The organism is Embleya sp. NPDC056575, from assembly GCF_042793325.1.
GTDB lineage: Bacteria > Actinomycetota > Actinomycetes > Streptomycetales > Streptomycetaceae > Embleya.
The window spans coordinates 239,572-261,430 of the sequence record NZ_JBHTVA010000003.1; the positions used below are offsets into that span (position 1 = coordinate 239,572).

The 21,859-nt window shown below is 68.3% G+C and carries 22 protein-coding genes and 7 pseudogenes; 17 read left to right on the plus strand and 12 right to left on the minus strand.

From position 1 onward, the window contains the following. Positions 1–636 precede the first annotated feature (636 nt). Positions 637–1,164 (plus strand): hypothetical protein, encoded by a 528-nt coding sequence (locus ACFRCG_RS03590; protein WP_380028344.1) that lies wholly within the window; start codon positions 637–639, stop codon positions 1,162–1,164. A gap of 156 nt (positions 1,165–1,320) precedes the next feature. Here ACFRCG_RS03590 and ACFRCG_RS03595 read toward each other — a convergent pair whose 3' ends face one another. After that, positions 1,321–1,797, minus strand: a complete 477-nt coding sequence (locus ACFRCG_RS03595; RefSeq protein ID WP_380028346.1) for a hypothetical protein — start codon at positions 1,795–1,797, stop codon at positions 1,321–1,323. Positions 1,798–2,326: 529 nt separating this feature from the next. On the opposite strand from ACFRCG_RS03595, the gene ACFRCG_RS03600 reads away from it, so the two are divergent. The 3 genes from ACFRCG_RS03600 (at position 2,327) to ACFRCG_RS03610 (ending at position 4,433) form a co-directional block, all read left to right on the plus strand. Further along, complete coding sequence (locus ACFRCG_RS03600; protein ID WP_380028348.1) at positions 2,327–3,040, plus strand: hypothetical protein; 714 nt, start codon at positions 2,327–2,329, stop codon at positions 3,038–3,040. Between the two features lie 61 nt (positions 3,041–3,101). Continuing rightward, positions 3,102–3,458: a hypothetical protein gene (locus ACFRCG_RS03605; RefSeq protein WP_380028350.1), complete on the plus strand. Its 357-nt coding sequence runs from the start codon at positions 3,102–3,104 to the stop codon at positions 3,456–3,458. Between the two features lie 513 nt (positions 3,459–3,971). Next, the gene (locus ACFRCG_RS03610) at positions 3,972–4,433 is read left to right on the plus strand and encodes a YcxB family protein (protein ID WP_380028352.1); all 462 of its coding nucleotides are present in this window, start codon (positions 3,972–3,974) and stop codon (positions 4,431–4,433) included. A 132-nt stretch (positions 4,434–4,565) separates the two neighbouring features. Here the strand turns inward: ACFRCG_RS03610 and ACFRCG_RS03615 are convergent, their stop codons facing one another. Further along, the gene (locus ACFRCG_RS03615) at positions 4,566–4,697 is read right to left on the minus strand and encodes a hypothetical protein (RefSeq protein WP_380028354.1); all 132 of its coding nucleotides are present in this window, start codon (positions 4,695–4,697) and stop codon (positions 4,566–4,568) included. A 289-nt stretch (positions 4,698–4,986) separates the two neighbouring features. On the opposite strand from ACFRCG_RS03615, the gene ACFRCG_RS03620 reads away from it, so the two are divergent. After that, the gene (locus ACFRCG_RS03620) at positions 4,987–5,520 is read left to right on the plus strand and encodes a hypothetical protein (RefSeq protein WP_380028356.1); all 534 of its coding nucleotides are present in this window, start codon (positions 4,987–4,989) and stop codon (positions 5,518–5,520) included. 62 nt (positions 5,521–5,582) lie between these two features. Here ACFRCG_RS03620 and ACFRCG_RS03625 read toward each other — a convergent pair whose 3' ends face one another. Beyond that, positions 5,583–6,704, minus strand: a complete 1,122-nt coding sequence (locus ACFRCG_RS03625; protein WP_380028358.1) for a methyltransferase, FxLD system — start codon at positions 6,702–6,704, stop codon at positions 5,583–5,585. A gap of 453 nt (positions 6,705–7,157) precedes the next feature. On the opposite strand from ACFRCG_RS03625, the gene ACFRCG_RS03630 reads away from it, so the two are divergent. The 6 genes from ACFRCG_RS03630 (at position 7,158) to ACFRCG_RS03655 (ending at position 11,909) form a co-directional block, all read left to right on the plus strand. Continuing rightward, positions 7,158–7,628, plus strand: a complete 471-nt coding sequence (locus ACFRCG_RS03630; protein ID WP_380028360.1) for a restriction endonuclease — start codon at positions 7,158–7,160, stop codon at positions 7,626–7,628. Between the two features lie 633 nt (positions 7,629–8,261). Continuing rightward, a complete protein-coding gene (ltrA, locus tag ACFRCG_RS03635; protein WP_380028362.1) occupies positions 8,262–9,491 on the plus strand; it encodes a group II intron reverse transcriptase/maturase in 1,230 nt (409 codons plus the stop codon). A 21-nt stretch (positions 9,492–9,512) separates the two neighbouring features. After that, on the plus strand, positions 9,513–10,022 hold the full coding sequence (locus ACFRCG_RS03640; protein ID WP_380028364.1) for an HNH endonuclease: 510 nt from the start codon (positions 9,513–9,515) through the stop codon (positions 10,020–10,022). 56 nt (positions 10,023–10,078) lie between these two features. After that, positions 10,079–10,312 carry a restriction endonuclease gene (locus ACFRCG_RS03645; protein ID WP_380028366.1) on the plus strand — a complete coding sequence of 78 codons (234 nt, stop codon included), beginning with the start codon at positions 10,079–10,081 and terminating at the stop codon, positions 10,310–10,312. 192 nt (positions 10,313–10,504) lie between these two features. Then, a complete protein-coding gene (locus ACFRCG_RS03650) occupies positions 10,505–11,365 on the plus strand; it encodes a 5'-3' exonuclease H3TH domain-containing protein (RefSeq protein ID WP_380028368.1) in 861 nt (286 codons plus the stop codon). Between the two features lie 370 nt (positions 11,366–11,735). After that, on the plus strand, positions 11,736–11,909 hold the full coding sequence (locus tag ACFRCG_RS03655) for a hypothetical protein (protein ID WP_380028370.1): 174 nt from the start codon (positions 11,736–11,738) through the stop codon (positions 11,907–11,909). A gap of 177 nt (positions 11,910–12,086) precedes the next feature. On the opposite strand, the pseudogene ACFRCG_RS03660 reads toward ACFRCG_RS03655, so the two are convergent. Beyond that, positions 12,087–12,628, minus strand: a pseudogene (locus ACFRCG_RS03660) (BRCT domain-containing protein); the annotation flags it as partial. Positions 12,629–12,752: 124 nt separating this feature from the next. Continuing rightward, the gene (locus ACFRCG_RS03665) at positions 12,753–13,997 is read right to left on the minus strand and encodes an MFS transporter (RefSeq protein WP_380028372.1); all 1,245 of its coding nucleotides are present in this window, start codon (positions 13,995–13,997) and stop codon (positions 12,753–12,755) included. A 50-nt stretch (positions 13,998–14,047) separates the two neighbouring features. Here ACFRCG_RS03665 and ACFRCG_RS03670 point away from each other — a divergent pair, with 50 nt between their 5' ends. After that, a complete protein-coding gene (locus ACFRCG_RS03670) occupies positions 14,048–14,419 on the plus strand; it encodes a MerR family transcriptional regulator (RefSeq protein WP_380028374.1) in 372 nt (123 codons plus the stop codon). Positions 14,420–14,740: 321 nt separating this feature from the next. Here the strand turns inward: ACFRCG_RS03670 and ACFRCG_RS03675 are convergent. The 5 pseudogenes from ACFRCG_RS03675 to ACFRCG_RS03695 all read right to left on the minus strand — a co-directional run. Then, a pseudogene (locus tag ACFRCG_RS03675) lies at positions 14,741–15,107 on the minus strand (site-specific integrase); the annotation flags it as partial. A 150-nt stretch (positions 15,108–15,257) separates the two neighbouring features. Next, positions 15,258–15,494: pseudogene (locus ACFRCG_RS03680) on the minus strand (winged helix-turn-helix domain-containing protein); the annotation flags it as partial. Further along, positions 15,481–15,633: pseudogene (locus tag ACFRCG_RS03685) on the minus strand (helix-turn-helix domain-containing protein); the annotation flags it as partial. The pseudogenes ACFRCG_RS03680 and ACFRCG_RS03685, both read right to left, overlap by 14 nt. Before the next feature lie 53 nt (positions 15,634–15,686). Beyond that, positions 15,687–16,220, minus strand: a pseudogene (locus ACFRCG_RS03690) (transposase). Next, positions 16,217–16,757: pseudogene (locus tag ACFRCG_RS03695) on the minus strand (winged helix-turn-helix domain-containing protein). Before ACFRCG_RS03695 ends, ACFRCG_RS03690 begins: the two co-directional pseudogenes overlap by 4 nt. A 255-nt stretch (positions 16,758–17,012) precedes the next feature. On the opposite strand from ACFRCG_RS03695, the gene ACFRCG_RS03700 reads away from it, so the two are divergent. The 3 genes from ACFRCG_RS03700 to ACFRCG_RS03710 all read left to right on the plus strand — a co-directional run bounded on the left by ACFRCG_RS03700 (position 17,013) and on the right by ACFRCG_RS03710 (position 18,649). After that, complete coding sequence (locus ACFRCG_RS03700) at positions 17,013–17,489, plus strand: transposase (RefSeq protein WP_380028376.1); 477 nt, start codon at positions 17,013–17,015, stop codon at positions 17,487–17,489. A 246-nt stretch (positions 17,490–17,735) separates the two neighbouring features. Continuing rightward, positions 17,736–18,143: a hypothetical protein gene (locus ACFRCG_RS03705; RefSeq protein ID WP_380028378.1), complete on the plus strand. Its 408-nt coding sequence runs from the start codon at positions 17,736–17,738 to the stop codon at positions 18,141–18,143. A gap of 80 nt (positions 18,144–18,223) precedes the next feature. Beyond that, a complete protein-coding gene (locus ACFRCG_RS03710) occupies positions 18,224–18,649 on the plus strand; it encodes an OsmC family protein (protein WP_380028380.1) in 426 nt (141 codons plus the stop codon). Here the strand turns inward: ACFRCG_RS03710 and ACFRCG_RS03715 are convergent. Further along, a complete protein-coding gene (locus tag ACFRCG_RS03715) occupies positions 18,630–19,370 on the minus strand; it encodes an ROK family protein (protein WP_380028382.1) in 741 nt (246 codons plus the stop codon). The two genes, ACFRCG_RS03710 and ACFRCG_RS03715, sit on opposite strands and share 20 nt — an antisense overlap. A gap of 117 nt (positions 19,371–19,487) precedes the next feature. On the opposite strand from ACFRCG_RS03715, the pseudogene ACFRCG_RS03720 reads away from it, so the two are divergent. After that, positions 19,488–19,676: pseudogene (locus ACFRCG_RS03720) on the plus strand (IS5/IS1182 family transposase); the annotation flags it as partial. A 519-nt stretch (positions 19,677–20,195) separates the two neighbouring features. Further along, positions 20,196–20,894, plus strand: a complete 699-nt coding sequence (locus ACFRCG_RS03725) for a trypsin-like serine protease (RefSeq protein WP_380028384.1) — start codon at positions 20,196–20,198, stop codon at positions 20,892–20,894. Between the two features lie 602 nt (positions 20,895–21,496). On the opposite strand, the gene ACFRCG_RS03730 is transcribed toward ACFRCG_RS03725, so the two are convergent. Next, positions 21,497–21,766 (minus strand): helicase associated domain-containing protein, encoded by a 270-nt coding sequence (locus tag ACFRCG_RS03730; RefSeq protein WP_380028386.1) that lies wholly within the window; start codon positions 21,764–21,766, stop codon positions 21,497–21,499. Positions 21,767–21,859: the final 93 nt, after the last annotated feature.

The following is a 21,859-nucleotide window of genomic DNA, read 5'->3' on the forward strand; positions in this document are numbered from 1 at the left end:
GGGGCCGCGGGCCAGCCGTCGAGTTCGACGAGCCGGAGGCCGGTCCCCGTCGGGGAGTGCGACCAGCTCGTAGACCCCGGTGTGGTCTGCGGTGGTGATTGGGTTGAGCGAGCCGAGCTCGTCGGTGGCGTAGGGGTGGGTCTGGCCGGCCATCGGTGCCGTCGAGGAAGACGGCCGTACACATGCGGAATCGGGGTGCGGGCAGGCGCTCCACCTTGTCCAGGCCGTGACGGGCGGCGAGTTCGACGAGGTCGTCGTCGGTCGGCGCCGGATCCACGAACACCGCGTTGTGTTCGGGCCCGGTTAACGCGTGACGGCCGTCCGCGCAGACGGGGGACGCGCTGAGATATCCGATGAGTTGGGGCATGGTCCATTCTCCCGCCCGACGTCGCGAACACGAAGCGAACCGGTGACATGTCATCTGCGAGTCCCGTTCGGAGCCGACTCGGCTGTTTTACGCCGACTTCGACCACGCGGATCGTCGCGCAGCCACCTTCCGGCTGGGCGCGGGGTTGGACGGTGCCCCGGCCGAGGGTGACCGCGACGCGCAAAGGGTGGCGAGGGTCGGCGGGCGGATGGCGGCGGGCTGCCCTACGGTGAAGGGATCAAGGGGATCTCTGCCGGGGAGTGCGACGGGTGACAGCGGCGACGGAGCGGCTCGGCGACTGGGTCGTCGACAAGGATCAGGTGTGGATCCATGGTGAGCGGATCACCGATGGTCACGTCGCGCCCGACATGCGTGCGATCGCCTGTCTGGACCCCGCGCTCGCGCGGGACGGGCGATGGGTCCTGCGCAAGACGCACCCGTCGCGGTGGGTGGGCGAGGAACACCCGGATCTGTCGGATGTCATTCCGGTCGGTGACGATGCCCGGTGGAGTGCCGTGGCGTGGTCGGCCTGGGTGTTGCGCGGTGTGCGTGTCGGCGCGGTGAACGGCGGGGCGGTGGCGGTGGATCACCCCTGGTTGTCCCGTCTGCAGACCGGCTATCGGGTCGAGGGCTCCGCGACCCACGGTCTTCTGCGGATCGTGCGGGAGGAGCCCGCTCCGGGCCTGCTGTCCCCAGGCGCGGTCACGCGAACGGCGGTCGGCGTTGTGACACCGAGGGAGATCGACGAGTCGGACCCGGTCGTCCGGGCGATCCTGAAGAGCCTGGAGCCCCGCTGACCGGGATCCGTTTCACCACCTCCTGCAACATCACCGGATCGAGCGGAGGGCTGATGAGGCTCGCCCGTGTGGGCCCCGAGACGCGAAATGGATGCTGTTGGCGATCTCGACCGGCCGGCCTCGCCATGGGGCGACACTTCCCGCGCAAGGCAAAGCTCAGTCACGCGGCCGGACTTCGACCAGGCACATCGTCTCCCCGTTCACGAGCGCCTCGTCGATGAAGGTGTCGTCGATGGCGTCCCCGCGCGCACCCCGCGGGTGCTCCACCGCGATGTGCCGGTCGCGCAGCGCGCGCCGGACCCGTCGGACCAACATGTCGTGGTCGGGGGCATCCCCCGGGTCGACGACGACAACCAACCGCGCCTCACGGGGCGCGTCCATCCCGGATACCGACACGTCCGCGGCGAAACCGAGTCCGGCCTCGTCCAACGCCCTTCGGGCCGCGTCGTGCACGGCGACGGCGGCGAGATACTCCTCCACCCGATCACGCCCCAACGCGGGTGCGACGCTGCGCGCGACGTCCGGGGCGGGAGTGCCCGATCGGAAGGCGGCCGTGACGGCATCGACCAACGCACGCCTCGCACCGTGGTAGTTGTCCAACCCGGGCGCGATGTCGCGAAGGGCGTGAGTCATGCGTCCCAGGCCCGGCCCCCAACGGAATCCGCCTCGAACGCAATTCGCTCGCGCCGGCCCGGAACGTGGTGCATCCCCACGGCGATCACGGCTACCGCTCCGTCCACCACACGCCAACCTGCAAGGCGCGGATCGGATCGAACGGCCGATGGACCCGAGGCGGGATCCATGCTGTTCGAGTGGAAAGGATCGAGGACGAGAGCGAACGCGAGCGCCTGCCGGCGACCTTCGGCTGTCCGTGCGCGGAACGGGGGTCGGGCCGGGGAAATATGTCCCGCGATTGGGAGTGAGTCCGAGGCCATGTAGGCATGTCGGGGCGTTGTGGCAGCACCCTCGTTGTGGCCGACCGTACGGATGACGTGGACTGGTCGGGCTTGTTCCATGCCTCGGGCCCGGCCGGTGACACGCCGCGGTGCCTGGCGGCTCTCCTCGGCGACGACGCGTGGGCTTTCGTCGAGGGGTACTCGCACCTGTGGTCGCAGACCCTTCGCCGTGAGGTAGGGCTTGGCCTGTAACGGCGCCCACGGCGATGCTGGTCGCCGAGCTGTTGGACAACCCCCTGCTGGGGCCCGACGATCCCTCGCTGCGCAATGCCATGCTCGCCTATCTGTACGCGATCGGCGTCGCCGCCGACCTCGGCGACCGGGCCGCGGAAATCCGTGCCCGGGTCGAGGAACGCGCACCGGAACTGCGGGCCTGGTCCGCCGAGTACGTGTCGACCGGCGCAGACGGCAGGACCCGGATGTGGCAGGACGGCACGGGGTTGGGTGAACTCGTCCTCGACCGGGCGGCGCTCGCCTGCTTCGACGCGGCTCCCGAGCTCCTGCGGCGCGTACTGCCCCACCTCGCGTCGGAACACACCCAGCGCAGGGCCTGCGCCGCCGCGGCGGTCGGGTCACTGGCGCGGCATCCCGCGGCCTCGGGGCAACGTCCGGAGTTGCTGGAGGAGTTGATGTCGGCGGCCCGGGCCGCCGATTCCCCGTGCGATCCGGCGACGATCGTGATCGCCATCGGCCACCTCGGCGGCGACACGCGCCCCTGGGTCACCGATCCGCACGCAGGCGTTCGGGCCTGCGCGGCGCCGGCGCCCGATCTCGCCGGCGACGACGCGGCAGTACGGGTGCTCGCGGAACCGGACCGGTCGCCTCACCCGTTCAGCCGCGCCTTCGGCGACATGGCTGCGCCTGTGCAGTTCCAGTTCGAGCCGTATCAGGGTCTGTTCCCGAGGCTACACGCGACCTGACGCCCGACGCTGGGACGTGCCGTGTCGACCGCCGCCGACGTGTGGGCGAGCGGGGTACCCAGTGGAAGGCCACGGTGCCGTCGCCGGCACCGTGCATGAGTGGTCGGTGTGGTTCGACGGAATCGGTGGCATGACACGCTCCGAGCTCCCCGACGGCTGGACCCTTGAGCGGATACGCGATGTATCCGGTGATCGGGAGGCCGTCGTCCTCGACACGGACCGTGTCGTGACGTACTTGGGTGGGCCGCATGGTGCGGACGAAGTCCTCCAGCCGGAGATCGTCCTGGGCTTCCACGGCCTTTGTGTCGTGAAGGCCGTCGACGATGACGATTGGTACATGGGTGGCCTCAACGGCGACGGCACCATCGAGTGCTGGAGCGCATACAACGGCCTGTGGGACGCACTTCGCGGACTCTGAGCAGGCCCATCTCATTGAATAGGCGGCGGGAGGCGATCACTGAACTCGCGGGGAGCCGAGCATCGGTTCGACCGCTTCCCGCAGGTCAACCTCACTCTCGACGGCCCACCCTCCGGCGCGCCCCGTCGTGCTCGGGGACCGCGCCGGCACGGGAGCGGATCGGGCCTTGTCGTATCCACTGCGAAGGTGCCCTCGAGGGCTCCCGGCCGTACGCGCCCGTGGCGTGGCTCCAGGCGCCGGCCACCCTCCCCACCTGCTGAATCCGCCGGCCCGCAGGCGCGACGTTCGGAACCGAACGCCGATGCACGTCCCAGCGCCGGTATTTAGCAGCGCGGGCGCCCACGAACCACGTGCCGATCGGGACGCTGCACCGGGCCCGGCTGTCCCTCCGTGGTTCTCATCCGCGAACGTGTTCCCGAGGAATCCTGCCCGGGGAGTTGTCGGCCCTGCTCGGTCGGTGGGCGAGCACGGGTCGCCGGATCGGGTGTCCCCGGCTTCTTCTAGCATCCGCACATGCTGATCTCTACGACGTATACCCACACGTGGCGCACCGGTGCCGCGGCGACGTTCGCGGCTTATCCGAGGTGGGGCCGCTGGGGGGTGGTCGCCGTGCCCGTGGTGGTGTTGCTCCTGGCGTTCCCCATGGGGAGTCTCCAGATGGGTCTGTGGTCGGTCTTCTTCGTGCTTTTCATGGTGTTCGTGCACGGCAGGCACGTGCGTGCGCTGATCGGGCAGGGTGCGATCGACGTCGTGCTCGACGAGGAGGGATTCACGCGCGAACGGCCCGGTGTGAGTACGGCGAGCATACGGTGGACGGCCACGTTGGGTGTGCGGCGGCAGTTCGGGCTGCTGGTGATCCGCACGGCGCCGCGGTCTGTGGCCACCGTGCCCGAGGCCGCCTTCAGCGCCGAACAACTGGCCCGACTCGACGAGTTCATCCGCGTACGCAATGCCCGGACGGTGACCGCCGGATAGCCCGACGGTTCCCGCGTCGTCGGCCGGGTGTCACTCGGGCCGGCAGACGGATCGTGAAGACCGAGTCGACACCCGGGATGCGGACCGAGGTCGTGCCGGCTCGGGGATGCGGGCCCGACGACGCCCGTCGCGTCACGGCAGAGCGGCATTCGGCATCGTCTCGGCGTCGGGTTTCGACAGTGGGGGCCGAGTGTTGCCTCCGGTTGGGGTGTTCGCGATCACGGTTTCCGCGATCGCGAGCACGGAGTCGAGCTCGGTGCGCACGTCCGCGGGCAGGGTGTCGACGCCGAGTGCGTAGGCACGCACGGTCGTGGCGGCGCAGGCGTGGTGTGGGGAGAGGGCGTCGACGATGGCCAGGCAGAGGCGGCAGCGAAAGACGTTCAGTCCCGGGAGGCGGGTCGACGGCCAGCCGGTAGAGGTGGGGCAGTCGGGCGGCGGGGTGTTCCGGGTCGCAGAGCGTGGCGAGGCACGCGGTGACGGTCTGTTCCCACGGTTTACCGGGCGTGGTGGTGGCGCACAGTTCGAGGGCTGTGGGCGGGTTGCCGGTCGTGGCGTGTGTCAGGACCGCGATCTGGCGGCCGTCGAGCATGCGCCGGCCGATGCCCCTGTGCGCGGCCAGGTGGGTGTGGGCTCGTTCCCAGTGTCCTGTGGCGGCGAGTGCGCGGGCGGTGGTGGCCAGGAGGATGGCCCACAACCAGCGTCGTATCTCGCGGTGTTCGTTGCGGGTGGTGGCCATGGAGGACGCGGGGATGCGGATGCCGTCGACGATGATGTCGGTGCGGGTGGCGACGGCGGTGTGGATTGCGTCGACGAGGGTGTGGGCGCCGGGGCCGTCTCCGGCGCGGATGCGGAGCCGGGCGAGGTTGATCAGGTGTTCGAGGGCCTGGCGGACGGTCTGAGCGTCCAGGGGCCGGGTGCGCAGGTACAGGTCGGCGTGTCGGTGGCACCAGTGGCGGGCGAGGTCGGGCGTGCCGCAGTCGGAGGCGAGCAGGGCGGCGCGATTGTGGACGGCGGACGCCTCCGCCCGGTCGCCGGTGCGTGCCGCCTCCCGTGCGTGTGCGGCCAGTTCCGCGACGCGAGCCGGTAGCGGGCGACAGACGGGGCGCGGTCGGGGGACGAGAGGAAAGCGCCGCGTGGCGGCGTCCGTGGCTATTGCCACGCGACGGTGACGGGGTGGTCGGGCCGGGCCAGGACGAACCGTCCGTTGACGGGGTCGGTGGGGGCGGGCCGGTCCTCGAGGGCGAAACGGACGGTGCGGGCGCGGAATCCGTCCCGGTCCCACGTCCGGATGTGCCCGGCGACGGTCTCGGCGAGGTCGCCGGCCTCGGGTCCGTGGGCGATCACGCCGACCTCGTGCCGCGCAGCGCCGTCGACCGGTTCGCCGGCGCGGGCGGTGAGATAGGCCAGGGCGCCTGCGGAGGTGGTGGTGGCCATGGCGGCGATGGGGAACATCGGGGCGACCAGACCGCGTTCGCGGGCACCAGCCTCGACGTTCATGCGCATGATCGGGTTGGTCAGGGCGCAGCCAAGCCACAGGTCCAACCACTCGAACGATTCCCCGTTGCCGAACGTCACACCGATCCAGACGGTGTGGCGCAGGGTGTCCAGGACACCGGTCAGGGTGGCGGGATCGGTGTGGGGGTGGTTGTCGCGGTGGGTCTGCAGGGTGACTTCGCTCGTGCCGGTGAGGTCGATGACGGTGCGGGAGTCGTCGCTGATGCCTCCGCGCAGTGGCATGAAGACCGCCATCTCGCTGCTGCGGCCGACCCAGGTGCCCGGCGCGCGTTCGAAGGCGATGGTGCGCGACACGGCGCCGGCCAAACGCAGCGGCAGGAGCAGGCGACCGTCGGGAGCGAGTTGGTCCAGCCAGGCGGCGGGGACCTCGTGGGCGCCGACGGTGGCCACCACACGGTCGTGTGGTGCCGCCTTGGGGTGGCCGAGAGCGCCGTCGCCCAGGACCACGTCGACGGCGACGATCTCGAGGATGCGCTGTCCGGGTTCGACGGCGAGTTGTTCGAGCATGGCGGCGACGATCGTCGGTTGTGAGGCCGCGCTGAGCGATACGCCGTCCTTCGCCTTGGTGTAGACGGCTTCGTCGGAGTACGCGTCCTCGATCGGCGCGTCGGGGACGAACAGGTGGCGGGGTACGATGCGCAAGGCCGCGTGGACGGGGGCGCTGCGTACGGTGCCCTCGTCGCGCAGGCGGTCGGCGAGACGGTGGCGTAGGGCGGTCGTGGACGAAGTCGCGGCGTCACCGAGGGTGTCGGTCATCGCACGGACCCTAGCGGGACTCGGGCCGGCGGTGCGGACGGTCGGCTGTGACCCGGTGCGTGGAGCGCGCCGGTGGAGCATGTGGTCGGCGTACGGCGCCCTGTTGTGGCCCTTGCGGTCCGTCGGTCTTCGGGGCGCGGTGGTTCGATGCTCGTGATGTCGATCCTGGCGGGCTGCGGGCCATCGACGCCGAATCGTTTCGTGCTGGTCGTCTCGGACGGACCGGCCCGTACCCGGTGCCGAATCGGTCGAGAGGTGAGCGATTTCCTTTCACGGTTACCCGGTGCCCAGGTGTTCGGTGACGCGATGATGACGGGATGTGAGGCCGCAGAGCGGGAGTTGGGCGTGTGTGTTCGATCAGGATCGTCGCCGCGGTTGCACCGCACATACCTCGCTGGCTTGGAGCGGATGAGCCGGTGGCGTCCGATTGCGCTGCGGGGAGATGGGGGTCGGGTGGACGAGGAGACGTTCGAGCGGGGGATGAAGTGGGTTTTCGGGATCGTCTTGGTTCTGGGGGCGGCGACGGTGTCGTGGCAGTGGCTGCGGGGACAGGCGTGGCCGTGGATGACGGAACACCCCTGGTGGGTGGCTGCGGTGGCCGGGACTCCCGTGGCCGGTCTCGTGGTCCTGGGTCTGGGTCGTGGCTACGACGACTTCGCGTACGTCGAGGAGTCCGACGTGGCCGAGGAGGCCCGTGTGGGTCGGGCACGTGGCGGGTTGGCATGGCTTGAGTCGGTGAGTCCGACCGATTTCGAGCACGCCTGTGCCGATTTCCTGAGGCGTGACGGTTTCCGGGCGGTGCGACGCGTGGGTGGTCCCGGCGACAAGGGGGCCGACGTCCTGGCCGAGGACCGGTCGGGTCGCGTTGTCGTGATCCAATGCAAGCAATTCGTGCGACGCGAAGTCGCTTTGTTCAGTGGATAGAAGAAGGAGGAATTCTATCTCCGGCAAGTGATCAAAAGGCCGGTCCCCACGTTCGGGTGCGCCTCTGGTAACGGTAGCGTGCTAAGCCGGATGCATAAAGCCCAAGATCTCAACTCGTCGTGAGGAACAGGTGAAGGGGGAGGACGGAAGGGCGAACGAAAGTGAACCTCTGTGGCAACTCATCGTTAATGCAACTCCACGCCGACGAGGAACGGCAGAGCGTGGTGGTAAGTCCTGGCGAGGTAGATCGCCGAATGGGTGAGCTCTGGAATCACAGCTCACTGGATCACCATGGGACTCGGTGCACAGGGGGCGCCCTAACCACTCCGCAACTGAACAATGTGGAACGCGGAAACCCCGTAGAGGTCCGATTTTCGGTAAGCCGAAGGTAACAACGGCCCAATCTCTCTGCGGGAACAGGATGATCCGAGAAGCGAATGCTGCTGGAGTGAAAACTCAGGGGAAAAGCCGGATTCCGACCCTCCAATCACCGGTAATAACTCGGCAGATACCGAGCCTGGTGCCCGGGCCCGAAAGGGAGCCCACGCGGATCAGGTAGGCGAGACAAGAGAAACTGCAAGCAGTCCCCATTGAGGCGCAAGTTAGATACCGGAGGAAGGCCTGGCGCAAACGTTGGAACGTTTATGTCGTGCTTCGCCGGAGAATGGAACCTCAAGCGCGAACAGCCATACCGCCAAGACCGAATGGGCAAAGGCCGAACAGAGCGTCAGACGGCTTCCACAGCGTATCTTTAGAGCCTCGCAAGAAGGCGATCTGAAGAAGGTGCGAAACCTTCAGAAGCTCATGCTGCGTTCACACTCCAACGTGGTGGTGAGCGTGAGACGCGTCACGCACATGAGTCGCGGAAGAATGACGGCCGGCATCGACGGAGAGACCACGCTTACCCCTGCACAGAGAAAGCAGCTCACCGAGGAAATCTCGGCAGAGTCGAGTCTCAAAGCTCGGGCCGTCAGGCGTGTCTACATCCCGAAGTCGAACGGAAAGATGCGCCCTCTCGGAATCCCGGTCATCCGAGACCGGGTGCATCAGGCCAGGGTAAAGAACGCTCTGGAACCTGAATGGGAGGCGCGATTCGAGGCCCGGAGCTACGGCTTCAGGCCCGGCCGCAGCTGCCGTGACGCTATAGGCACCAATCACACAGTCACTTCCGGACAGTTCACGAAGAGGCTATGGGTGCTTGATGCCGACCTGGCAGCGGCCTTCGACCGCATCAACCACGAACGGCTCCTTGAAGCCATCGGCAACTTCCCGGGTCGAGACTTGATCCGACAATGGCTTAAGGCAGGAGTGATGGAAAATGGGAAATTCTCTCCAACCGACGAGGGAACGCCCCAAGGAGGGGTGGTAAGCCCGCTCCTCCTAAACATTGCCCTGGACGGGATGACCGAAGCGGCGGGGGCGGCCGAAAGAGTTACACGTGCCACCCTCACTGCCCCATCTTTGATTCGGTATGCTGACGACTTTGTGGTGCTCTGCACCTCCAAGGAGGAAGCACTGCTGGTTAAGAATCGCCTTGCAAAGTGGCTGGCACCCAAAGGGCTGTCCTTCAACGAAGAGAAGACTCGTATCGTCCATCTCCGTGAAGGATTTGACTTCCTGGGGTTCAATATTCAGCGACCGCGTAACGGCAAGGTAATCATCAGGCCGAGCAAAGATGCAGTTAAGCGACTGACCCGAACGCTCAAGGAGCGCATTCGCAATATGGTGTCCTGGCCCCTGGAAGCTGTTATCAAGGGCCTGAACCCCATAATTCGCGGATGGTCTATGTACTACCGGGGGGTCGTCTCCAGCAACGTCTTCGCAAGTCTGGACTCGTACATGTTCCAGCGGCTGTGGAAGTGAGCCAAGAGAAGACACCAGAAGATGGGACGACGATGGTTGGTCACCCGCTACTGGGGAAATTTCAACCTGCACAGACAAGACCGATGGGTGTTTGGTGATCGAAAGACTCGCTACCACCTGGTCAAGTTCGCTTGGACCAAAATCGTCAGACACGCATTAGTAAAGGGACGTGCCTCCAAGGACGATCCCAGTCTGAGAAAATATTGGGCCGATCGATCCCGGAAGCGTAAGCACCCAAGTTCCAGGAAACTGGTGACCGCCTTGGCAGTGTGGCAGAAAGAACTGTGTCCAAAGTGTGGGCTCGACCTGATCGAAGGCGCGGAATTCGAGCCACAGGATGTACGCGAGTGGGTCCTGTGGTTCTCGGCTTCAGCGAAGCGGCTGCATGTGCACCACATCGTGCGTCGACGTGACGGAGGCTCAGACGAAAGGTTGAATCTGGAGCTAATTCACGCTGACTGTCACAGGGCGCACCATGCCCGTGACAACCGCGAATCAGGGAGCCGCGAAGCGAGCTCGCAGCCCGCTTGAGCCGGATGCCGGGATGACTGGCACGTCCGGTTCTGAGGGGGGCCCGGTACAGCAATGTGCCGGGCCTACCCGACGCGAAACCGGTTTCCGCCGGGCACGTCCACGCGTTCAACGGGACGGCCGGGCCCGAGCACGGCGCCGACGTCGCGATCATGGTCGGGCTCAACGGCTTCACCGCCCCGGCGGCGGAATTCGCCGCGGACCACGGCATCCACCTCGTCGGCCGCGCCGAGCTGGGGGATTGGGCGCACGGTGCGCACCTGTACGACCTCATCGACGTGTACCGGTAGCGCGGCCGCATCCGCGCCGCCGCCCATGACCGAGTGGGAGCCGAACGCGACGCCGCCCCGGGCTCCGGCAGCGATGCTGCGCGCGGCGTGGCCCGTGCACGTCCCGGGCGCGATGGCGTCGACGTCCGCGCCTCTCGGCGGGGACCCGGTCGCCTCGGTCAAGGCCTCGAGTCGTCGTGCCGAGGGATACCCGTGACCGCAGCCACCACCCCGCTGTTGCTCGTCGACGGCCATCACCTGCTCTACAGCGCCTGGTTCGGCTTCCCCGCCCGCATCACCAGCCGCAACGGCGCCGACCTCACCGGCGTGTTCGGCACCCTCGCCCTGCTGTGGAAGTCGCATCGCGAACACGCGCCCGGGCACGAGGTCCTCGTCGCCTTCGACGGCGAACACGGCAGCGCGGCACGCGCCGAGGCCGACCCCGACTACAAGGCCAACCGCGCCGATGCCGACCACAGCCCCATCGCATCCCTGCCGTGGGTGAAAGCAGCCCTCGATGCGATCGGCGTGCGCTGGATCGAGCACGACACCGCCGAGGGCGACGACACCATCGCCACACTGACCACCCGAGCCCTCGCCGAGGCGCGGGCGGTGCGGATCATGTCCGGTGACCGCGACCTCCTTCAACTTCTCACCGACGCGCGCGTGAGTGTCCTCAACCGTGGGGCACCGCCGGAGCGACGCATCCGGACCGCTGCGGACGTCGAGGCCCGCTTCGGGGTCGCCCCGGGGCAATGGCCGTGCTTCCGAGCCCTCACCGGCGATCCGGCCGACAATATCCCCGGCGTCCGCGGCGTAGGACCCGCCACCGCCACACGGCTTTTGACCGGCGGCCTCTCCCTCGAGGGACTCCTGGTGTCCGATCGCCTCGTCGGTGTCCTCGGCAGGCGCGTCACAGGCCACGCGGCGTCCCTTCGCCGTTGGCGTGACCTGATCCGCCTCGATCACCGCGTCGACCTCCCCGACGACCTGACCGCGGGGCGCCGACTCCACACCTCCCGCCGGCCGCCGAGATCATGGACGCCCTCGCACTGTGGGACGTGGCATCGCTGAACGCACCGCCGAACAGCGCGAGGGAGCGGGCCGCGTGCCGACCCCGATCGACGGTGTGCCCCTGACCCACGTCGATTTCGCGCCCGTCGGCCTCGACGAACGCCACAGCCGCTGCCCTGAGGTCGCGATCGCGCGCCGGCACGAAGGCACCAAGGGACCGACACCGAATACGGACGACGATGTCGAGGAGGGGAGTCGGACATCGGGTTCGTCGTGCCGGCCCGGCGTCCCCGACCGTGTCGCTCGCGGCGCCCGCGTCGGGGACGGCGGGGGGCGCCGACCGACACGAGCGCGACGAGTACGCGATGACCGACATCCTGCTCGCCGCCCGGCGGGCGCCCGAGCCGGTCGCCGGCGAGGGATGCCGGAGGTGAACCACGCCCCGGGGGTCGACCTCGACGTCGTCGGCGCCGAGCTGCCCGAGAACGCCGAAGTCTCCTCCTCCGGTGGGGAGGTCGAAGGGGCGGACGCGGCCGGAGAGCACCTGGCCGAGATCCGTCACTGCAAGACCCGCGTCGACGCGCAACCGCCATCTCCGCTGTAACTCGACCTCGACTGCGACGCCATCGAGCGTCGTTCTTTGGCGAGAACTACTGGGCCGCATGGTGATTCCGGCGGAACCACCACCGTCAGGCGGAGTTCGCGGCCCGGCGCGACACGACGACCGCCCACCGGCCCGCGCATGCCGGGTCCGGTGGGCGGTGGAGAATGCGGCTCCCGGTCAGCCGGCCACCGGTGCGTTCAGGAGGGCGTCCAGCATCACCGCGAACTCTTCCGGGCTCACGACACGAACACCCAGCTGTTCGGCCTTCGCCCGCTTGGATCCGGCTTTGTCGCCTGCGACCAGGAGAGACGTGTTCTTCGACACCGACGATGACGCCTTGCCGCCGGCTCGTTCGACGAGTTCGTTCATCTCGTTCCGTGACAGGTTCGCGAGGATCCCGGACATGGCGCCGGTCACCACAACCGTCATCCCGTCCAGTGGCCCGGCGTCCCGGGACGGCGCCCCGGGACGGCGCCCCGTCGTCCGGCGTGTGCGTTTCGAGTACTCCGGGTTCGGTCAGGTTCACGCCGGAGGTCACCAGCTTGTCCAACACGTCGGACAGTTCGGCGAGTTCGACCACGAATGACCGCCGCCTTGATCGGGCCGATGCCCTCGACGAGTGCCATGGTCTCCACGTCCGCATTGCGGATGGCTTCCATCGTGCCGAAGTGGCGGGCGATTCGACGGGACATCGACCTGCCGGTCAGGCGTACCCCGAGTTCCCTGATACCCACTTCGGGTTCCGCGGCGGCGATTTCGTGCCGTACGCCGCTCGGGTTGAGAACACGGTCGTCGACCGCCAGCGGACGTGAAGGCCGCTGTCGCCTTGGAGAAGTGGCCACTTCATCTTGGCGTCGTGTCGGTGTCGTGGAGTGGGTGCGCGGGGAATCCGTTCTTGCGTGCACCGACGACGATCGTGAGAGTCGGTAGCAACAGCGCGAGGGCGCTCCAGCCGAGGTAGCTTGCTCCGGGTCCGCCGAGCAGGAGTCCACCGAGGATGCCGCTGCCGGCGATGCCGATGTTCCAGCCGGTCACGAACAGGGATTGGGTCACGTCCCCGGCCGCACCGGCTGCTTCGGCGACAGCGGTCTGAAGCAGGGTCGCCGCGCCGCCGAACGCGAGTCCCCACACGGCGGCGCCGACGAAGACCGGTACGGGGGAGCCGGTGGAGACTCCCAGGAGCAGAGCCGCCGTGGCGAAGAGGACGCAACTGGTGATCACGAGGGTGCGCAGGTGCCGGTCGATGAGTGCGCCGGTGATCCAGATACTCGCCAACGACAGCACTCCGAAGGTGAGGAGGACGGCATCGACCCGGTTCGTCATGCCGACCGAGTCGAGGAAAGGTGCGATGTAGGTATACAGAGTGTTGTGCGCGAGTACGAAGGTCAGCGTCGCGAGGAGTATGGGGGCGACACCGGGGATGCGCAGAGTCCGGGTGAGCGGGAGCCGGGACTCCTTGGGCCGTCCGGGGAAGTTGGGGACTGTGGCGATGATCCAGACGATCAGTCCCAGGGTGGCCGCGGTCGTGAGTCCGAAGGCGAAACGCCAGCCGACGACTTTCGCGAGGAATGTGGCGGCGGGTACACCGACCGAGAGTGCGACGGGAGTGCCTGCCATCGCGATTGCCATGGCCTTGCCGCGTTGGTGCGGGGCGACCATGCGACGGGCGTATCCGGCGAGCAGGGCCCAGAGCAGTCCCGCGACGACACCTCCGATGAACCGGGACGCGAGCGTGAGGACGAAGTTGTGCGAGAGGGCCGTGATCGTGTTGGTCACGGCGAATCCCGAGACCGCGGACAGCAGGAGGTGCCGGCGCGGCCATCCGATGGTCGCTCGCGTCAGGGGGAGAGCCGACAGCAGCGCCCCCAGGGCGAAGGCCGTGACCGTCTGACCGGCCGCCGACTCGCTCACCCCCAGGTCGCGGCTCATCGCGGGCAGTACTCCGGCGGGCATCGTCTCGGTCAAGAGGGTGATCAGTCCCGCGGTGCCCAGTGCCAGCAGCCCCGCGAGGGGAAACCGTGGGACAGGGGCGGCAATCGATCTGGTTTGATCCGTCTTTGGCATGACCATACGATCAATGGATGACATTAATGTCAGGGTCAAATCGATGACTCGCGACGTTCGTGGGGGGTTCGCACGTGAGGATCGGTGAGCTGTCGAAGCGCACGGATACGCCGGTGCGTATGTTGCGCTACTACGAGGCGCGGAATCTGATCGTGTCGGAGCGTCTGCACAACGGATATCGGGACTACGACGACTACGTGGTCGATCGTGTCCGCCAGATCAGGGGTTTGCTCGACGTCGGCCTGCCGACGAGGATCATCGGACAAATCCTGCCGTGCCTGGACAGCCCGATAACGATTCACATGCCCTATCTGACGCCGGACATGGTTGCCACCCTCGAGGAGGTACGCGATCGCATGGCCGAGAAGATCGAATGTCTCACGAAGAATCACACGGCCATCGGCGACTACCTCCGCGCAGCCGGGTTCGATGCCGAAGCAAGCTGACGGCACGCCTGGGACACCGGATCGGGCATGACCAAATCCCGATCGTTCGACGAAGAGGGAATGCCATGTCGTACGTCGAAGCCGTGGTTCGTCGCAAACAGATGGTCCGCGGCCGCAGGCAACGCGCCGGTCCGTGACGAGTGGCGCGGACGTCCCCGCGCGCCGTCGCCGCCGACATCGAACCCGCCCGACCTCTCGTCGGTGGTGGTGCCGAACGGCAAGCCGATGAACGCCGGTTCCTCGCGGCGTTTCGTGTGGCGGCCGTGCGGGTCGTGACCGGCGTTCGGTGACACGGGTCCCCCGGTCACCGGTCGGGGTCGCCGGGGCAAGGATGCCGGTGAGTTCGGCGATGGCCTCGAGTGTGGGGTGGAAGTACCGCCGGAGGTTCTCGGCTTTGCGGTGGCGGGACTCGGCCATGAGCAGGCCGGCGCCGGCCTCGCCGAGATGTGTCAGGCTCGAATGGCGGTACTCGTGAAGGTGCCACCCGGTTCCGGGACCGGCCGTCGCGGTGTGCCGGTCGAGCAGGGCGTGGGCCTGGCTGTACGAAAGCCTTGCGAGGCCGGTGTCGAGGCACAGGTCGCGCGGCCCGACGACCTTGTTCGGGCCCGGGCGGCGGCGGGTGACGAAGACCCGGCCTGCAGGTGTGGCCCTTGGGCAGGCGGGGCAGGAGGCGGGCGGTGCCCACGTCCTGCCCCGTCCGGTCGTGTTCGCACCGGCGGCGACCAACTTGTCGATCACGTCGACGAGTTCCTACGCCGTCTCGTCGGCGAAGACGATCACCGCACCGGTCCGCTCCGCGGTGGTTTGCCCGGGGCCACACCGTGCTCCTCCAGGTCGTCACCACCTCTTCGTCCCGTTCCGACACACGCCGGGCGGGCCGCTGCCGCGACCAGCCATGGGCCTTCAACAGACGCCATACGCTCGACGGCGAGGCATACACAACCCCGGTGGCCTGCGTGATCACCCGCCCGACCCGCGCGAGCGTCCCAACCTGCCCGGTGAACCCCGCCCGGACCGGCCTCGAGCACCGCCGCCACCTCGGCGAACCCCTCGTCCGACACCCGCCGGTGAGCACCCGGCGGGCCCGCGGAGCGCAACGCGTCCGCCCCGCCGTCCACCCACGCGCGACGCCACACCGACACCGCCTGCGGCGACACACCCGACCTGCGCGCCACCTCCGCCTGCGACGAGCCTCGCGCTTCTTCCTGTGCGATTTCCTTGGAGGCAACTTACTGAGGTTTTCGTCGTGATGTCGGTGGGTTGGTTTTCATTCCCTGGGTTGGATGGTGAGGCCGGTTTCGGCGAGGCAGGCGTCGATGAGGTGGGGGCGTCGTTGGATGTGGCGGAGGCCGTGTCTGATCGTGCGGACCAGGTGGTCGGCGTCGGTGAACGCGACGTTGCCGGTGAAGCCACGACGGACCAGGGACCAGATGCCCTCGACCGGGTTCGGGTCCGGCGCGTAACTCGGCAACTGTCTGATCGTCAGCCAGTCGTGCTCGGCGGCGTACTTGCGCAGGTCGGCCGCGCGGTGGGTGTTGAGATTGTCCCAGACCAGGACGACGGGGCCGCCGAGTTGCAGGTGCGCACGCACGGCGAGGTCGCGGTAGTCGGTCCACGCGAAGCTTCTCCGCTCCCCCTTGCGGCGGGTGTGGAGGCGGGGTCGGTAGATCAGACGGGAGCGTTCACCGGGTTTGTATCAGGCCAAAGCGGCGATCGAGACCCGGCCGCGGGAGCCGCCGCGTACCCGCACCACCGGCGTGGTCCCGCGTCGACCCCAAGTGCGTGCGTGCGGCGGCGTCATCGACATCCCGGCCTCGTCCTCGAAGACGATCCACGCGTCGAGCGCCGCCGGGGTGCTTCCACCGACGGCCACGTCTCCTTGACCCAACCCCGCACCGCGTCCTCGTCACGCTCCACCGCCCGCCGGGGCCGGCTGTTGACACGACCACCCGGCCCGCCGCAGCAACTCCCAGACCCCGTGGATCGAGTACGTCACCCCGAAACGGCGCCGGATCACCGCCTTCACCCGCATCAACGTCCAGCGCTGATCCTCCCAACCATGGGCCCTCGGGCCCATGTCCAACTCCACTTCAAGTGCCGCCACTTGCGAAGGATCCAGTTTGGGGAGCGATGCGGGACCAGCGGACCGCAGACCCTGAACACCCGCCTCGCGCCAGGCACGACGCCACCGCTCCACCGACCGACGTGCCACCCGTAACTCGGACGCGATCACCGCGTTGGACTCACCGCGCCTGAACCGATCGGCGGCATCCAAACGCAACCGCTCGCGCGCCTCCCGCTCCTTGGAAGTCAACCCACCACCCTGCGCATACCGCATATCCACGGCATAACGCAGAGATCTTCAACAGTCCACGACATCACGACGAAAACCTCAGTAAGCTTGACTCCGTCGGTGATCTTGGTGTTTCCCGCCGCACCAGCATGATCAGCGGGCATGTCGGGACTGTTTCGCAGGCCGATACCGTTGTCGAGGTGCCCGTTGTCGCTCCGTCCCCGTTCCGGTGAGCAAGTCCCGTCTCTGACGGCGCGGATCGCGCGGGCAAGCAACCCGGGCGGGACGACGGCAATATGGGTGCGGGACCGGTTGGACGGGCCGTGGTGCGACGAGGACTTCGCCGACTGGTACCCGCGCGACGGCCGTCCCGGTCTTTCGCCCTCCCAGTCGGCCACCGTTTGCGTGCTGCAATTCCCGCTGGGCCTGTCGAACCGGCAAGCGACAGAAGCGGTCCGCTGCCGCATCGATTTCAAATATGCCCTGGCCATGGAGCTGGACGATCCCGGCTTTCACCACAGTGTGCTCGCCGACTTCCGCGAGCGCATCACCCAGGACGACCGCGCCGACCGTCTTCTCGACCTCGTGCTCGCGCGCCTGAAGGAAGCCGGACTGGTACGCGAGCGCACCACGCAGCGCACGGATTCCACCCACGTCCTGGCTGCGGTGCGTGAGCTTACCCGGCTGGAACTGGTCACCGAGGCCGTCCGTGCCGCGTTGGAAGAAGTCGCCCGCACCGCTTCGCATCTGCTGGTCTGCGTGGTCGACGAGGAATAGGGGCGCCGCTACGGTCGTCCTGTCCGCCTGGGCAAGAACCCCACCCGGCCCACGACCAGGATCCCCGCTGCCGGCGACGACGCCCACCAACTTCTGGAACGCCTCCACCGCCACGGACCGGACTACCGACCCGGCCCGCAGGCCGGGGCCCTGCGGCGGATCGTCCTGCAGAACTACTATCGCGACGCGGCGGGCCGCCTGTGCCGGCGCACCGCCGACGGCGGCGGACTGCCGCTTTCCTCCTCGGTGCTCGTCTCGCCGTACGACACCACGGCGCGCCACGTCCGCCACGGGCACGTCATCCGTTGGAAGGGATTCGCCGCGTATGTCACCGAGACGTGCGCCTCCGACGCCGTCAACGTGATCACGGATGTGGCCACCACCTCGGCCGCCACGAACGACGCCCAGGCCCTGCTCGGCATTCACACCCGCCTGGCGCGTCGCAGCCTGTTGCTCGACGAGCACCTGGTCGACGGCGGCTACACCTCCCTGGTCCACCCGGAGCGGGCGATGCGTGAACACCGAGTCACCGTCAGCGGGCCGCTGTCCCGCACCTCACAGCCCCGGCGAAAACCGTCGTCCTCGGAGCGCGCGGGTCCGTGTCGGTGTTCGTTCGTGGGCCCGGGCCCACGACGATTCACACGATGGAGGTAATCGGCACGCCACGGAGCGTGCCCGCGATGTGATCGGATGAACGAGCCCGCACGCCCACGATCGACGACGAAGGATCCCAAATGGCGACCACACGCACCGCACACACCGAATGGGAAGGCAACCTCCTGGACGGGAAGGGGCTTGTCACCTTCGACTCCTCCGGCGCCGGGGAGTTCCCCGTGTCGTGGCCGGCACGCGCCGAGACGCCCGACGGCAGGACCAGCCCCGAGGAACTGATCGCCGGCGCCCACTCCGCCTGCTTCTCCATGGCACTCGCCCACGGCCTGAGCGGTGCCGGTACCCCACCCACCAGAATCGAGACCAAGGCCGACGTCACCTTCCAGCCGGGCACCGGCATCACCGGCACCCACCTGACCGTCATCGGCACGGTACCCGGATCGGACGAGGCGGACTTCGCCAAGGCCGCCGAGGACGCCAAGGCCAACTGCCCCGTCAGCCAGGCCCTGATCGGAACCACCATCACCCTCACCGCCAGCCTCGCCTGAACCCCGCCCGGCCGTCGTCACCATCACACACGGATTCCGCCGGTGGCGCCCACCGAACCGCGCCCAGGGCGACGGCGTTGTGGTCGAGGGTCGAGGCGTGGACGGGCACGGGGAAGAGGGTCTTGGCGTGGAGGTGTTCGCGGAGCGGGTCGAGCAGGGTCTGCCCGGCTCGGCTGAGGCCACCGGACAGGATCACGCATTCCGGGTCGACGGTGAGGACCACGGCCGCGATGCCGGTGGCCAGGTGTTCGGCGAACTCTTCGACCCGGGCCTGGGCGTCGGCGTCGCCGGCAGTGGCTGCGGCGATGGTGGCCTCGGGACCCTGCGGCCACGCGGCCACGGCGTCGAGAGCGCTCTGCCGGCGTGATTCCGGGAGAACGCCGATCTCGCCGGCGGCACCGTGGACGCCTTGCAGGAGTCGGCCGTCGAGGACGATCCCGGCGGTGATGTGCCGGCCGGCGACGATGTTGACGAAATTGTCGATGCCGCGGCCGGCGCCCAACCAGCGTTCGGCGAAGGTGGCCACGCGGGCGTCTTTCCCTGTCACGACGCGCATGTCGGGGCGCAGGGCCAAGCCCCCGGGGAGGTTGCGGCCCTGCATCCCCGGGAGGCGGGTGCTGCGGGTCATACGTCCGCTGCGGTCGACGATGCCGGTGCTTGCGGCGCCGACGGTCAGCACGGCGTTCTCGCGGATTCCGGCGCTGCGGATCGCATCGCCCATGACCTGGCGGATCGCGAGGATGCGATGGTCCGAGGACAGGTTTGGGCCGAGGGGACGGTTTGCCGTGCCCGCTCGGTGCCGGCGAGATCCGTGACGAGCAGGTTGACTTCGTGAACCGCCGGCGCCCGACTGCTCGACCGGGTCGCCGCGACCCATCCCGCAATCCGCAAGACCCGGGTCGACGGCGGCTACCGCCAACACCCCGTCGAACATGCCGCCCGACTCGGCATAGACATGGAAATCTCCGCACGCACACCCGGGGCCAGGGGATTCACCCCGATCCCGAAACCATGGGCGATGGAGCGACCTCTGCATTACCCGGGGCCGCGAACTGCCGACACAGGAACAGGAGTGGGAGGAATCGTCCACCGCTCACGCACGCCGATCAGCCGCCTTCCGCAGGTCGACGCCAACCCGCAGGTTACGGGAGCCGTCCATTGAAGGCTGTGTTCCGGTATGTGATGGAGTGGCCGGAAGTGATCTGGTATCGCTGTGACAACGATGGCTACAGTGCTCGCGTCGGCAACGAACCGGTGGGCTCGCCACACACGATGCCCACCCGTCCGGGGGCGCCGGCGCCGAAGGCCCGGAGGCGAGGCGGCACGGGACCAACCGTCGCGCATCGATCCGATGCGCGGTGCACGCACCCACGACCCTCCGTCGATCGCCGACGTCCCGTGCGATGGCCGGGCGTTCCTCCGGCATGCGGACACGCCACCGGGAATGAGTGCGCCGCCGGTCCGGCGGTGCCAACGAAGGGAGTACATGTTGCGCACTCGATTACGCGGGGGAAGGGCGATCGCCTCACTCGTATCCGTCGTCTCGATGGCCGCAGTCGCGCTTGTCGGCCTCCCGGCGCCGCCGGCCTCGGCCATGGCGGGAGGGCGGCCGCTCGACTGGCAGACCCAGGCCGGCGGCATGGTCTCGCTCAGAATCGGCCCACACACGTGTTCCGGTGCACTGATCAGTCTGCGGCCCCAGGACCGGAACAGCAGGCTCGTCCTGACCGCCCAGCATTGCATCGCCGGCTACGGACTCGACCAGATCCAGGTGTTCAACGGCGGCAACACCATCGACCAGGGCACGCGGTACAGCGTGGGTGCCGCCCAACTGCTCAGGGTGAACGGACAGACCGACACGGACTCGGTCCTCCTGCAACTCACGGAACGCGCCAACGGATCCCTGCCGTTCCCGTTCGACGCCAACGGGAACTACTTCAACGGAACCCGCGTCAGGCTCGACGGGTACGGAGCCAACGACAACACCGGATGGAACTACAACCTTCGGCAAGGGGATTTCACCATCACGTTGCAGACCGTCACCCACGCCTTCTTCGTGGGCGACGGAGCGGTCCCGTGCACGGGTGACTCCGGAGGGCCGTTCATCAACCAGGACGGCGTGGTCATAGGAACCCAGGACACCGGGCCGGTCGACTGCGACGTCCGATGGGCCAACGCAAACGGCATGAGCTACTCGAAACTGCAGGACACCGACATCGAGAACTGGGTCCGCCAACTCGGCTAGCGATATTCCGGACCGGCGGACGTCCCCGAGCGGGCCGTCCGGCCAAGGGCCGTTCGCCGTGGTGCCGACCCCGGGTCCGGCAGTCGGGCTCGTCGCCCGCGGAGCGGGCACACCGGGCCGTCGGACGCAGATCTCGATCGTCGTCGGTGTCGTCGTGATGTCGGCCCGCGATCACAGAGGGGTGGCCTGCTCGGCATCGATCGAGTAGGCCACCACCGCCACCGATCGCAACGTCGCGAGTCACGACAGCCGCAGGCGCGCCCTGCCCGCTCGACGGCCGTTTCACCGACTGCCGAACGCGCAATCCCGATACCCGGCCGACGGGGGACTGTGGAGAACAGGCCGCCGTGACGCGGTACCGCGGCTGCGGTGTGGATGTCGGCGTCCCGGATCACCGGTCTCGTGTGGGAATGATCCAGGTCTGCATCGAGGATACGGCGGCGATGCCCCGGAGCAATGGGGCAGCGATCCTGTCAAAGCCGGCCCCCGAACCACCGGCCCGGCGCCGCGTGGTCGAGCCCGGACACGCCCGAGGCGTCGACCGGTCACCGATCGACGCCTCGAACCCCACGTGAACCCCACGCCGGATCCCACACCCGACTTCACGTCCAGCGCATGCCCAACGCGTCCAGCCCGGCGATCCGCTCCTCCGAGAGCTTCGCCCGCCTGCTCCTGCTCGTGGTCACCCACACCCCCACCCTGACGTCCTCCGGCCACCCGTCGAACGCCACCACCGACTCCACGTGGGCGCGCGGCACCTCCACATGCCCCACCCGGGCCCGGTACGCCGCCGCCACGCTCACCGCGATCGCCCACGCCTGCTTGCCCTGCGCCGCGTTCAGCGCGTCCCACCCGGACCGCTGTCGAGCCACCCACCGCCCGATCGACGTCCCCCGGTGAACGACGTCCAGGCCCACGTCCCACGTCGTCCAACCGGCCGCCCTCGCCCCGCCCGGCCCGCTCGC

Excerpts from the sequence above, each read along its gene's own strand:
- ACFRCG_RS03595 (WP_380028346.1), bottom strand. The coding sequence starts at position 1,797 with ATGACTCACGCCCTTCGCGACATCGCGCCCGGGTTGGACAACTACCAC.
- ACFRCG_RS03600 (WP_380028348.1), top strand. The coding sequence starts at position 2,327 with ATGCTGGTCGCCGAGCTGTTGGACAACCCCCTGCTGGGGCCCGACGAT.
- ACFRCG_RS03610 (WP_380028352.1), top strand. The coding sequence starts at position 3,972 with ATGCTGATCTCTACGACGTATACCCACACGTGGCGCACCGGTGCCGCG.
- ACFRCG_RS03625 (WP_380028358.1), bottom strand. The coding sequence starts at position 6,704 with ATGACCGACACCCTCGGTGACGCCGCGACTTCGTCCACGACCGCCCTA.
- ACFRCG_RS03640 (WP_380028364.1), top strand. The coding sequence starts at position 9,513 with ATGGGACGACGATGGTTGGTCACCCGCTACTGGGGAAATTTCAACCTG.
- ACFRCG_RS03665 (WP_380028372.1), bottom strand. The coding sequence starts at position 13,997 with ATGTCATCCATTGATCGTATGGTCATGCCAAAGACGGATCAAACCAGA.
- ACFRCG_RS03710 (WP_380028380.1), top strand. The coding sequence starts at position 18,224 with ATGGCGACCACACGCACCGCACACACCGAATGGGAAGGCAACCTCCTG.
- ACFRCG_RS03715 (WP_380028382.1), bottom strand. The coding sequence starts at position 19,370 with ATGGGCGATGCGATCCGCAGCGCCGGAATCCGCGAGAACGCCGTGCTG.
- ACFRCG_RS03725 (WP_380028384.1), top strand. The coding sequence starts at position 20,196 with ATGGCCGCAGTCGCGCTTGTCGGCCTCCCGGCGCCGCCGGCCTCGGCC.